Source organism: Curtobacterium sp. MCBA15_001, from assembly GCF_001864835.1.
Classification (GTDB): domain Bacteria; phylum Actinomycetota; class Actinomycetes; order Actinomycetales; family Microbacteriaceae; genus Curtobacterium.
This window is the reverse complement of the sequence record NZ_MJGI01000023.1, coordinates 117,746-130,906: the sequence shown is the minus strand read 5'-3', so window position 1 is coordinate 130,906 and position 13,161 is coordinate 117,746. Positions and strand designations below refer to the sequence as shown.

General features: G+C 69.4%; 6 protein-coding genes and 1 tRNA gene. 1 reads left to right on the top strand and 6 read right to left on the bottom strand.

The annotated features are described in order from the left end of the window. Positions 1 to 4: 4 nt before the first annotated feature. The 4 genes from BIU90_RS09965 to serS all read right to left on the bottom strand — a co-directional run bounded on the left by BIU90_RS09965 (position 5) and on the right by serS (position 10,316). On the bottom strand, positions 5 to 7,189 hold the full coding sequence (locus BIU90_RS09965; protein ID WP_071300070.1) for a PA14 domain-containing protein: 7,185 nt from the start codon (positions 7,187 to 7,189) through the stop codon (positions 5 to 7). A 731-nt stretch (positions 7,190 to 7,920) separates the two neighbouring features. Next, positions 7,921 to 8,008, bottom strand: a tRNA-Ser gene (locus tag BIU90_RS09960). A gap of 200 nt (positions 8,009 to 8,208) precedes the next feature. Continuing rightward, a complete protein-coding gene (locus BIU90_RS09955) occupies positions 8,209 to 9,051 on the bottom strand; it encodes an HAD family hydrolase (protein ID WP_071300069.1) in 843 nt (280 codons plus the stop codon). Continuing rightward, positions 9,048 to 10,316, bottom strand: a complete 1,269-nt coding sequence (gene serS / locus BIU90_RS09950; protein WP_071300068.1) for a serine--tRNA ligase — start codon at positions 10,314 to 10,316, stop codon at positions 9,048 to 9,050. The genes BIU90_RS09955 and serS overlap by 4 nt, the downstream gene beginning before the upstream one ends. Before the next feature lie 152 nt (positions 10,317 to 10,468). On the opposite strand from serS, the gene BIU90_RS09945 reads away from it, so the two are divergent. Further along, positions 10,469 to 11,554: a diacylglycerol kinase family protein gene (locus BIU90_RS09945; protein ID WP_083403855.1), complete on the top strand. Its 1,086-nt coding sequence runs from the start codon at positions 10,469 to 10,471 to the stop codon at positions 11,552 to 11,554. A gap of 72 nt (positions 11,555 to 11,626) precedes the next feature. Here the strand turns inward: BIU90_RS09945 and pheA are convergent, their stop codons facing one another. Then, positions 11,627 to 12,583, bottom strand: coding sequence for a prephenate dehydratase (pheA, locus tag BIU90_RS09940; RefSeq protein WP_071300067.1), 957 nt, complete (start codon positions 12,581 to 12,583; stop codon positions 11,627 to 11,629). A 9-nt stretch (positions 12,584 to 12,592) separates the two neighbouring features. Beyond that, on the bottom strand, positions 12,593 to 13,156 hold the full coding sequence (locus BIU90_RS09935) for a MarR family winged helix-turn-helix transcriptional regulator (RefSeq protein ID WP_071300066.1): 564 nt from the start codon (positions 13,154 to 13,156) through the stop codon (positions 12,593 to 12,595). Between the last annotated feature and the right edge of the window lie 5 nt (positions 13,157 to 13,161).

Here is a 13,161-nt window from a genome sequence, read left to right as displayed (position 1 = left end):
CTCTTTATCGGCGTCGTCGATGGTGGTGGTGGGTTGTGGGAATTGCGCGCCTCGCGCTCCTCGCGTGGCGTGCAGCGGGCGAACGACCAGACCGGAATGTAGTGAGTGATGCTCGCGTGTTCGATCGAGCATGAGGAGCTGCTCTCACAACCAACCCGTCGCCGTAGAGACTTGCAAGCCATTCTGAGAAGGCGTCGAACGTCTCATTGGCCGCTTCCCAAGTTTCAGGATCGAAAAGCGGCACTTCAGACTCTCCTGCCACCTCCCCGGTAAAGCCGGCTTTCCAGAATGGCTTTGAGTAGTCAGCGAGCTTGCCCATGCTTTCCACGAAAGACACCGTGTCAAATTGCGACTTGTGGTGGAGTGCTGCCGGATCACAATAGGCGTTGAAGCTACCACAAGCCTGCGCTTGCCCTCTCAATTCACCGTATTGTCCTGTGATGTCAAATGCGTTGACGGGGTCGTTGACGTATGCGTAGGCGTTGTCGGTGCCGCCTTCGATGGGGTCGACTTGCAGGAACCGTCCGAGTGCGGCGACGTACTGGCGGGCGCCCATCTCGATCGTGGCGATCGAGCCGAGGTGTTCGCTGAGCTTCTGATGCTGCCCCAACCAGCCGTAGTCAGCGTTGCCCTGCTGCGTGTCCGGCCCTGCTTGGTTCGCAGTGGACGTGCCGAACAGGCCGGTGGTCGGGTCCATGACCTGTCCGAACGGGTCGTACACCGGCAGCGTCGTGCTCGCGAGCTGCCCTGCGGCGTCGGTGGTGGCGATGATGTCGCCGTGGATGTTCGGGTACGACCACACCGCCGTGGAGCCTCGGAGTTCCGCGGTGACACCGCCTGGCAGTGGGAGGTCCCACTCGGTGAGCTTGCTGGCACCGTCGTAGACGAAGTCCGGGGTGTCACCGTCGCCGGTGAACCCGTACCGGGTCACCGTCTTCGTCCCATCTGGGGTTTGTTCGGTGCGTTGCACGATTCGGTTCGACGCGTCCCGCACGTAGGACACCTTCGACCCGTCGGTCAGGGTGGTCTGCACGTGGCGGTCCTGCCCGTCGTAGACGAGGGTCTCGTCGGCCAGCGTGGTCGTGTTCCCGTGCGCGTCGTACGCCAGCTGCGTACCGGTCAGGGACTGGTTCACCGGGATGGCACCCGTGACCGGGTTCGTGACCGTGGTGCCGAGGAGCCGGTCGGCTGCGTCGTAGCAGGACGCGACCTGCGTCGCCGACCCGACCGGGTTTCCGGCGGCATCGAGGAGCTGGTCCGATGACGCCGTCCGGTTCCCGTTCCGTCCGGCCGCAGCGACCGCACCCGTCTGGGTGCAGGATGCTGTTCCGAACCCGTAGGTCAGGCGGTGCCGTGGGATCGTCGCGGCCACGAGCCTCCCGGCCGTGTCGTAGGAGTACGTCGACGTGTTCACCGTTCCACCGAGCGCGGTGATGTCCTGGAGGATGTCGCCGGACTGGGACCGGACCACCTGGTCGGTGACCTGCGGCTGACTGTTCGGGAAGGACCACGCCAACCCCGTCAGCGCACCGGCACCGTTCTTCGTCACCGTGACCGAGGTGCCGTTACCGGCGTTCCCGGTACCTGCCGGGTACGCCACCGATGTGACCTCACCCTGCTGGTATGTGGGTACGGCGACGACGTTGCCGTCCGCGGTGAACTGCGTCACCTTCGAGTCGACGTCGTACGACTGCCCCGTCGAGTGCTGCACCCCGTCCGCAGTCACAGCCAGCGACGAGGTGACCCGGCCGGCCTGGTCGTAGGACGTCGTCGTGGTGGTCCCCCACACGTCGACGTACTTGACGGCGCGGCCGAGGAGGTCGGTCGTGGTGGTGGTCGTCGATCCGTTCGGGGACCCGGTCGCGGCGTTGTCGGACACCGCGGTGGTGAGTCCGTCGGCGGAGTACGCGGTCGTCGCGGTGCTGCTGGCTTGCCCGTTGAACGCCGCGGTGACGGCCTTCACCGGGCGGCCGCGGGCGTCGAAGGACACGCACGACCAGTCCGCGTCACCGGTGGTCTTCGTTCCGGCGGTGCGACCCCACACGTCGTACAGGTACGAGGTCACGACCGCGCTCCCGACGGCGGGTGTCGGCCCGGTGGTGCTCTTCAACATCCCGCCCTGCGGGGTGGACACGTCCACCCCGCAGATCTGCCCGTCGGTGGTGCCGTAGGCGTCCTTGATCGTCTGCGACGCACCGAAGTACGCATTCGTCGACGCGGCAGCCGTCTGCGCGGGCAGGGTGCGGGTCAGGGCGCGGAGATAGCCGGCGCCGGGAGCCTCGGTGCTGGTCGAGGTCTTCAGCGCCAGCCCGGCGGGGTCGACGGTGGTGCCGTCGACGGTGCCGTACCAGGGACGTGAGTACGTCGTCGCGGTGGTGATCGGACTGATCTGGCTGGCCTGCGCACCCGAGGGCACGGAGTCCGCCGTCGTCGAGGATGTGCCGAGGTTGTACGCCGGGGACAGCATCGACGCGGGCACCACGTCGGCTGCCGTGTACCCGGCCGGGACAGCGCCGGTCGTCATCGCCAACGCGAGCCGGGCGGTGCCGGTCTGCTGCAGGTAGTTCAACCGGATCCGCAGACTCTGACCCGCGACGACCGTGAACGGTTTCGTCGCAGCTTGGATGTGCGGACCGTGGGGGCCCCAGTCGTTGCTGATCAGCTGGTCGTTGATCCACAGTTTCGTTCCGTCGTCGGCCCACGTGTAGAAGCGGTAGGTGCCGGCGGTCGGGAAGGTGATCAGGCCCGTGAAGGACGCCGTCCAGTTCGCGCCCGCGGTCCCGCCGAGGACAGTGCCGGTGGGAGTGGTCATCGGACTGACGGCGTTGTTGCCGGTCGACCAGTCGTAGTCGACCGCTCCGTCGGTCTTCCCGCCGTTCGCGCCGGCAGCCGCCGGGACGCCCAGCGTCATCGCCGCCGGAGCGCCGGAGAGCGTCTGGTTGTTGTACCAGGACGCGGCAAGCCCGCGGAGGTTCCCGTCGATGCTCGTCGTCGTCTGCGCCACCGGTGTTCCGGTCCCTGCGCAGACACCGCTGGTCGGGAGCGGCCCGTTGGTGTTCTGGATCGCGGTCGCGGGTTGCACCTGGCCGAAGCACGACGTCGGTGCGGGCCCGTAGGAGGCGACCGCGCGGTCCTGCTGGTCGTACACGGTGCTCGACTCACGGCCCTGCGGGTCGATCGACGCGAGCTGGTTGTCGCGGCTGTTCCACACCGTGCTGCTCGTCAGCCCCGACGCGGACGTCGCCGACGTCTGCCGCAGCGCAGCATCCATCGTCACCGTGGACGCGTGCCCGTTGGGGACCGTGATCCCCGCGACGTCGACCGCGCTGCTGCGGTTCCCGTTCGTGTCCGGGTCACCGTAGGTGTACGTCTTCTGCGGCCGGGAGGCGCTGCTCACCCCGTCCGGGGCGGGGAGCGTCACCGAGACGGCACGGTCCGAGGCGTCGTAGCGGATGTCGGTCGTCACCGGTCCGGCGGCGTCGCGGCTGGTGTCCGCGGCGAGCCAGTCGTTGGTGAGCGAGTTCCGGATCGTGGACAGCAGGTACGTGCCGCTGGCCGAGCTGCGCGTGTACCCGAAGTCGGTGACCTCGTTGCCGGGGTCCACGACACGGGCGAGCTGCCCGGTGGTGTCGTAGAACAGCTGCGTGGTGGTGCCGTCCGGGTACAGGATCTGGCACAGCATCCCCGCGTCCGACTGCGACCCCGGCGCGGTCGTGGTGACCGCCGTCGGGTACGAGGAGCCGGACGGTGGCGCGCACGCTCCCGCGGCACGGTTCGCGCCGTTCGTGGCGCTCGAGCCGATGGTGGTGTTCGACAGGTACGAGAACTGCACCTTCCGCGAGTACGTCAGCGTCGTGCCCGACCCGGACGCGGACAGCGGGTCCGCGATCGAGGTCAGCTGTCGGCTGCTGTTGTACGCGGGGACCGGGTTCGCCGGCTTGGACCCGAGATCAGCAGCGGGCGTCACGGAGGTCACGAGCCCGGCGGTGTCGAACTGGTAGACGGTGCCGCCCTCGTCGGTGAGGACCAGGTTCCCGGCTTCATCCGACGCCAGCACCCCCTGCTCACCCGGCGGCGGGGTGTACCCGCCGGTCGAGGCGCGAGCGTACGTGTGGGTGCCGCCGTCGGTGTCGGTGATGATCACCGACCCGCCCTGCTTCGACGCCGAGACGTACGAACCGGCGTCACCCATGATCGCGGCGGAGGACGCCCAACCCGAGGGCAGCAGCGTCGGCGACTTCGTGAACCAGTCCGACGGGACGACCTGCGCGGTCCCCCACGTCCCGGATGTCTGCGTCTGCGCCTCGAGGTACACGTTCGACGAGCCGCCGCGCTGGTAGTAGTCCACGGTGATCGGGATCGGCAGCTGCCCGGACTGGGAGCCGATCGACCACTGCGAACCCTTCACCGTCAGGACCTGGTTCGCCGCGGTCTCCATCTGCGGAGCCGTCTGGTGCTGGTCCTTCCACTGGTCGGTGATGATGCCGGTGGTGCCCAACTGCAGGGCGACGCCGTCATCGGCCTGGAAGCCGAACGCGTACGTCCCGTCCCGCGGCGTCATGTACCCAGTCCACTTCGCCTGGAAGTACGACTGGGAGACAGCATCATCAGGTGCGGCGCTGCCCCAGTCGAAGTTCACCCCGGTGTCCGTGCGGACGAGGGTCTGCACCGCGTTCGCCGTCATCGAATCGCCCCGACCGAACGTGGCCGTGTTCGCCGGAACATTCCAGTACGTGCCCACGAGGCCACGGTTGGAGGCGATGCGGGAGTTGTAGGAGAAGTTCATCCCCATGTCGCCGCCGAGGGTGTGCACGGTCGGTGAGGAGAACGACGCGGCCACGTTGCCGTTGCCGAGGTTCACCGTCACCGGACCCGCAGCGTCCGTCGGGGCGGGACCGGGATCGGTGACGCGGGAGTTCACCGTCAACCGGTTCACACCCGTCGTCGAGTTCGCGGTGTACAGGTAGTCGCCGTACGTGTCGTTGACGACCTGCACCCACGTGTACGAGCCGCCGTCCTGCAGGACCGCGTCAGGGACCTTCCACGACATCGTCCCGTCGGGGTTGATCGTGCACGCCGAGCCCGACGTGGCGCACAGCGGTGACTGCGCGATCTGCCCGGACGTCCCGTCCGCACCGCTGGTGACCCGGATCTCGTACTGCAGGGGCTGCCCGTTCGTTGCCGTCGCGGCCGGCGCCGTCAGGGTCGGCGTCGTCGTCGCGACGACGGAGCTGTCCGTCGGCGAGAACACGCCGCTCGCACCCGCCGTGGGCAGCGATGTCGTCACGAACGGGTACGCGGGAGTCCAGGTCCGCACCCCGTAGGGGTCCTGCACGACGACGTTCCACCAGTACCGTGTCCCCGGCTGCAGCACCCCTTGCGGGACGGTCGCCTGGAACGTCGGGTTCTGCACGGTCGGCGCGTTCGTCCAGTCCGTGTTCCACCGCCGTGACCCGTACGGATCCGACGTGGTCCCGACGAAGAACTGGTAGGTCAGCGGGTACGTCTGTGCACTGTCCTGCGTCGCCTTCACCGCCAAGGTCGGCGTCGACGACGCCGTCACCGGAGCCGACGCAGCCGCTCCGGAGGACGTCGCACCCGGCGAGGTCTGCTGGTCCGGGAAGCCCGGGTTCGGGTCCCGGATCGCCGAGACGCTGCCCGCGACGGTCGGCTTGTCCTCGTACTGGATGTACAGCGCGGTGTCGAGCTTCTTGTACGTGTACGCCCCGGCCGTCTCGTCACCCTGCAGGCAGAACGCTCCACCCGAGGACCGCGAGTCGACCCATGACTGCACCTGCGCGGTCACGTCGAAGCTGGCCGAACCGGTGTAGCCCGCGGAGAACGTCGACCTGTTGAGGTTCCGCGACCCACAGTTCCACGAGAACGCCGAGGCCCATCCGATGAGGGACGTCGTCGGGTCCGACGTGCCCACGTTCGCCTGCGTCTCCCAGAGCTGCGCGTTCAGGACCTGCTTGCCCATGAGGGACTCGTACGGGTAGTACGCAACGCTGCGCCAGATGCTCGGAGCGTTGTTGATCCGCGAGTTCCCGATGTTCGCGTACGACGCCGTCGCGGTGACACTCGCACCGCTGTTGGTCGACATGTACGCCTGCAGCGTCTGCGCACCGTTCTCGATCGACGGGTCCACCGTCACCGGGTACACCCGAGCCGGGTCCCGGAGCCAGTCGGCGTCCGGGGTCAGCGAGATCGTCCATTCCGCGCCGGAGACGTGGTCGATCGTCACCGGCAAGGTGGCGACCGCGTCGTCAGAGACACCGGCTGTCCCCGAGGAGTCGGTCATCACCGGGGTCGGGGTCGAGAAGACCGTCCGGCCCGTCGCGTCGACGAACGCGATCGACCCCGCGGGGCCGTCCTGGACCTGCAGCCCGGGCGCGTGCACCTTCCACCGGTACACCGGGTGCGACGACGACGGCGCGGCGTCGAGGATCAACGACTCCTTCACCCCAGCCGGGTACACCTGGTACGTCATGTCCGTGCCCGGGAGCACGTCGTCGTACGCGACACCGTGCGACGCCTTCGCACCAGGCTGGTCCGACGCGTCGACCTGGTCAGCCGTCGGCTGGTGCGCGTCCGCATCCCGCTCACCCTCGAGCTGGAACGACACCGAAGCACCCGTCGCCGCAGAGGTGACCGAGTAGTCGGGACCATCCGCCCCGGTCGACGCGGCGAACTCCGGCTGGAGGGGGTGGTCCTGGACCGCGTAGCCGCCGTCATCCGTCTCCGACACCTTCGAGGAGACATCGACCCAGTGCCCGGAGTCGTCCTTCACGTTCAACGGCACCCGCGACAGCTCCATCACCTTCGTGCCGTTCGGGTTCGTCCACGTGTTCTGGTACGTCGACTTCGACGTCAGCTCAGCACCCTTCGCGATGCCCGTCGCAGACGCACCCGCCGCAGGATCCTGCGCAGCCGGAGCAGGATCGTTCGGGTCACCCGTCGGAGTGGCCTTCGTCCGCAGCGACCCCGGTGCCTGCAGCCCGTCAGCCGTCAGCGCCGAACCCGCATGCGCGTCATCGGACTGCGACGTCGGCAGCGCCGCCACATCGGTCGGAGACTCATGCGACACCGTGTCCGCGTGCGCAGGCACCGTCACCAACACCCCAGCCACCAACGCGATCGTCGTGATCACCGACGCGAGCGTCCCCGCCCGCGCAACCCGTCCCGTCATGGGACTCCCCTACCGCTCCGACCAGTCGCGAAACCAGCCACGCTTCGCTCCCCTGGGAGCACGAGAACTGAGCGTAGGAAAGGCCGCACTCAGCGCCATACGTCACCGATGACCCCTGTTCGGGGAAGCCAGAGGCACCGGGGTACAGCGCGGCGACCCAACCGTTCCTGACGAAAGCATTGGGCAGCGATCAAAGACACCTTTCGGGGTACGGACCGGGTGTGAAACTCCACACAGGAGAGCGGGTCGCGGCGCACTGTGGAACGTTCTTGGCGCGTCCCTTGACCCGAGGGCCACTCGCCGCGCTTCGCCGCTTCCTACCGCAAGACCTCTCGCTGCTCGTACTCGTGACCGAGCGAGAGGTTGGGCGTGACCGAGGCTGCTTCCGAACTTGGACTCACCGCCGTTGCCGCCCGGAGCCGACTGCACCGCGCACGGCACGGGCACCTCACCAGGGCACTGCGCTGATGGCTCCTATTACCTTGGCGGGTTCCGAAGCCGCCGTTCGGCTCCGATGACTCGCATCGCCCCCACCGCGTCCGGTGGGCAAGAAACCCCAGGTCATCCCGGCCACTGCCCGCTCCACGACGGCACGGGCAACCTTGGCGCGTACGGAAGAACTCGGCGGGAACTCCCCGTCCGCGCGGGAAAGCCTGCTGCAGAGCTGCGCAGGCACGCGGATCGGCAACAGAAACCGTCAAATGACACCTTCACAATTCCGGAAGGTGCCGTGGCGGAGAGTGTGGGATTCGAACCCACGAGACATCGCTGCCCACCTGTTTTCAAGACAGGCTCCATCGGCCACTCGGACAACTCTCCTGGTGACACGGCCACGTGGCGAGACGTGACCGTGTCCCGACGAGTGTACCGGGCCTCCCGTCCGCGCCGCTCTGCGGACGTGTGGTGCGAGGTCCACCGGCTGGTGCGGCCGAACAGTGCCGCACCGGGCCGTCAACCTCGCACGAGGCGCGCCAGCGCCAACACCACCGCCACGCGCACGAGGCGCGCCAGCGCGAGCCCTACCGGGGCAGCGTGTCCAGCGCGGCGGCCAGACCGTCGTCCGTGACGCCGCCGGTGATCTCGCTCGCGGCGTCGACCACGTCGTCCGGCGCCTGCCCCATCGCGACACCGCGGCCCGAGGTCGACGCCCACCGCAGCATGTCGATGTCGTTGCGGCCGTCCCCGGCGGCGAACACCCGGGACCGCGGGATGTCGAACCACTCGCGGACGCGTTCCATCGCGGTCGCCTTGGTCACACCCTCGGGAGCGATGTCGAGCCACGCGGTCCAGCCGACGTTGTACGAGACCTTGTGCAGGCCCATCCGGTCGACGATCTGCAGGAACTCCTCGAGCCCGTGCTCCGGGGAGATCACCACGACGCGGGTCGCCTGCACCCCCAGCAGCTCGGAGAACTCGACGTGCGAGCCGTGCTTGGTCATCGCGTCGTCGGGGAACTCGCCGGAGAGCAGGTAGTGGCCGTCGGGCGACTCGACACCGTAGGCGCCGTTCTCCAGCGCGCCGCGGATCGTCTGCAGCACGTCGGTCGGGTCGAAGGTCTCGACGTGCACGCGGACGTAGCCGTTGATCGCGGTCGGGGCACTGGACCGGCGGAGCGTCACGGCACCGTTCGCGCACACCAGGTACTCGGGCTGGATGCCGAGGCGCTCGAGCACGGGGACGGTCATGCCCTCGCTTCGACCGGTGGACAGCATGACCTCGTGTCCCGCGGCGTCGGCGGCCTGGATCGCGTCGATCGTGGCCTGCGTGACGACACCGTCCTCGCGCATCACGGTGCCGTCGATGTCGAGTGCGACGAGCCAGCGCTTCACGCGGGTCGCGGCCGTGCCGTGGGCGTCGTTCATCGGGGTTCGATCACCTCGACGCCGCCCAGGAACGGCCAGAGGACCTCGGGGACCACGACCGAGCCGTCGGCCTGCTGGTGGGTCTCGAGGATCGCGACGAGCCAGCGGGTGGTGGCCAGGGTGCCGTTCAGCGTCGCGACGGGCGCGGTCTTGCCGCTCTCGGTGCGGTAGCGGATGTCGAGGCGACGGGCCTGGAACGTGGTGCAGTTCGACGTCGAGGTGAGCTCGCGGAAGGTGCCCTGCGTCGGGACCCATGCCTCGAGGTCGTACTTGCGCGCAGCACTCGTGCCGAGGTCGCCGGCAGCGGTCTCGATCACGCGGTAGTGCAGCCCGAGGTCCTGCAGCATCGACTCCTGGTACGCCATCAGCTTCTGGTGCTCGGCGTCGGCCTGGTCCGGGTGGACGTAGGAGAACATCTCGAGCTTGTTGAACTGGTGCACGCGGAGGATGCCGCGGTTGTCCTTGCCCGCCGACCCGGCCTCGCGTCGGTAGCAGGTCGACCAGCCGGCGTAGCGGAGCGCGGGGTCCTCGGCGTCGAAGGCCAGGATCTCGTCGGCGTGGTACCCGGCCAGAGCGACCTCGCTGGTGCCGGTCAGGTACAGGTCGTCGGCCTCGAGCCGGTAGACCTCGGCCGCGTGCTCGCCGAGGAACCCGGTGCCGGCCATGGTCTCGGGGCGCACGAGGGTCGGCGTGATGAGCGGGGTGAACCCGTGCTGTACGGCACGGTCGAGCCCGAGTGACATCAGCGCGATCTCGAGTCGGGCGCCGAGGCCCTTGAGGAAGTAGAAGCGCGAGCCGGAGACCTTGACGCCGCGGGGGATGTCGATGATGTCGAGCAGCTCGCCGAGGTCGGCGTGGTCCTTCGGCTCGAAGTCGAACGACGGCTTCGAGCCGACGGTCTTGATCGTGACGAAGTCGTCCTCGCCGCCGGCGGGCACGCCCGGCAGGACGGTGTTCGGGATGGCGCGGACGACCTGGTTGAAGGTGTCCTCGGCAGCGGTGACGGTGGCCTGGGCCTCCTTCACCTTCGCGGCGAGCGCCTGGGCCTGCTGCACGAGCGCGGCCTTCTCGTCCTTCGGGGCCTTCGCGACGGTCTTGCCGAAGGCGTTCTGCTCGGCACGCAGTGCCTCGAACGACGTGATCGCGCTCCGGCGGGCAGCGTCCGCGTCGACCGCCCGGTCGACGACCTCGACGGAGGCGCCACGTGCCGCCTGCGAGGCCTTGATGACATCGGGATCGTCGCGCAGCAGCTGTGGGTCAATCACCGCCCCATCCTAGCCAGAGCCGGTTGCGGCTCCGTCCGCCCCGGTGACCAAAGGGCGGACGGGAGGCCCGGTGCGGGCCCGCCTCGCTCCTCCCGTCTGGTGGGTGGTGCGGAACCGGCGCGCTGCCCAGCGCCCGCCGGTACGTTCGGTGCATGTCATCGCCCTCGGAGACCGCGCCCGCGCAGTCGGACGCCCTCGCCTCAGAGCACCGCACCGCCGCCGTCGTCTACAACCCCGTCAAGGTGGACCTGCCCACCCTCAAGCAGACCGTCGAGCGGTACCAGCGCGAGGCCGGGTGGAACGAGACGCTGTGGTTCGAGACCTCCGAGGAGGACCCGGGCGGCGGCATGGCGCGCGAGGCGATCGCAGCCGGGGTCGACGTCGTCGCCGCTGCCGGGGGTGACGGGACCGTGCGTGCGGTCGCCGAGGTCGTGTGGGAGTCCGACGCGGCGCTCGCCCTGCTGCCGAGCGGCACGGGCAACCTGCTGGCGCGGAACATCCCCGCACCGATCGACGACCTCAGCGCGAGCGTGCACACGATCTTCCGCGGTGAGGACCGCCCGATCGACATCGGCACCGTCGGCGTGGAGCGCGAGGACGGCACGCGCGAGGAGTTCGGCTTCCTGGTGATGGCCGGCCTCGGGCTCGATGCCCGAATGCTGGCGAACACGAACGACGACCTCAAGAAGAAGGTCGGGTGGCTCGCCTACGTCGACTCGTTGATCCGCTCGCTGCGCGACGCCGACGCGTTCGAGTTCCGGTACCGGCTGGACGGCGACGGCAACCGGTCCGTGCGCGCGCACTCGCTCATCGTCGGCAACTGCGGCACGCTGCAGGCCGGCGCCACGCTGCTGCCCGACGCCGAGATCGACGACGGGGTCTTCGACGTGGTCGTCATGCGGCCGCGCGGGTTCTTCGGCTGGGTGCGCATCGCCGCCCGGATGCTCTGGGAGAACGCGATCCTGCGCTCGTTCCGCCGTTCGGCGCTCGGCAAGACCGCGATCGGCAAGCGCATCACCACCCGCGCCCGCGAGGAACGCCCACTGCGCTACCTGCGCGGCGAGGAGTTCACGGCACGGCTGGAGCGTCCGGACGAGTTCGAGATCGACGGCGACCCGGTGGGGAAGATCGTGGCGTTCAAGGCGGCCATCCACGCCGGGGCCCTGCGGGTCCGCGTGGCGGGGCCGCGCGACCAGACGCGCCAGACGCGGCAGGTGCGGGCGGCGCACCGGCACTGAGGCGCGGCGCCCGCGCACCCGCACGGTGCGAGGTTTCGTACACGGTGCGAGGGCGCGCGGCGCCCGCGGGCGTCAGCCCGCGTCGGGCTCGCCGGCGACGATCGCGCGCAGCCAGTCCCGCGCCTCGACGAAGGCCTCGTCCGAGTAGCGCAGCGGCACCTCGGACTCCTGCCGATCGGCACGCGGGTACGAGCCCAGGAACGTCACGCGCGGGCTGAACCGCCGCAGGCCCAGCAGCGCGTCCGCCACCCGCTCGTCGAGCACGTGGCCGTCCAGGTCGATGACGAACCGGTACCGGCCGAGCTCGTCGCCGATCGGCCGCGAGGACAGCAACCCCATGTTGATGCCCCGGGTGGCGAACTGCTCGAGCATGTCGACGAGGGCACCCGGGTGGTCCGCGGGCAACTCGACGATGACACTCGTCTTGTCCGAGCCCGTCCGTGACGGGATCGACAGCGTCTTCGAGACCAGCACGAACCGGGTGACCGCGCTGGCGTTGTCGCCGATCGAGTCCGCGAGCACCGCCAGGTCGTAGTGGTCGGTGATGCCGGGCGGGGCGACCGCGGCGTCGGCGGTGGGGTGGTCGTCGAGCAGGGCTGCCGCGGCGGCGACGTTCGACGACGCCGGGATGTGCCCGTGCCCGCGGACGTTGGCCTCGAGCCAGTGGTGGGTCTGCGCGTAGGCGACGGGGTGGGCGTTCACCGTGCGGACGTCGGCGAGCGCGGTGCCGGGTCGGGCGACCAGCACGAAGTCGACGGGGACCAGGTACTCCCCCACGATCCGCACGCCCGGGATCCGTGCCAGGGCGTCCTGCGTCGCGCTGACCCCGCCGTCGACGCTGTTCTCGATCGCGATGACGGCCCCGACGGACCGGCCGGAGACCACGTCGTCCAGGGCCTCCCCGACGTTGTTGACGCTCCGCCAGGGCTTGCCGGCCGCGGCGTCGACGAGCTTGAGGGCTGCCTCGGTGAAGGTGCCGGCGGGTCCGAGGTAGCTGTAGGTGTCGGACGCGACGTCGGGCTGGCTCATGCGGCGAGCCTATTGCAGCGGCGCGTCCCGACCGGGCGAGCGTCCTGTCAGCCGTGCTTCGCAGATCGCGGTGTCGTCGTCGTCGCGCGGGTAGGTGACCGCGGCGAAGCGCCCCTCGGGGTCGAGCCGCTCGAGCAGCGAGCGGGTGATCCCGTCGAGGGCCTCGACCTGCTCGTCGCTCAGCGCGTCGATGACGAAGGCCCTGGCAGTGCGGACGTGGTCGGGCGCTGCGTCGACGATCAGGGCGTACCCGGCGTCGGTCAGCCGCACGTCGGTCGCCCGGCGGTCGTCGGCCGAGGGGCAGCGGGACACGAGCCCGCGCTTCTCGAGGCGGGACACCACGTGGGACAGCCGTGGCAGCGAGGCGTTCGTGGCCGATGCCAGCGCGGACATCCGGAGCGTGCGGCCCTCGGTCTCCGAGAGCATCGCGATGACCATGTAGTCGAAGTGCGTCAGGTCGGCGTCGCGCTGCAGCTGCTGGTCGAGCGCTGCGGGCAGCAGCTCCATCACGGCGACGAGCTTCATCCAGGCGCGCAGCTGCTCCCGCGTCAGCCAGGGCACCTCGTCGCTCATGTGCC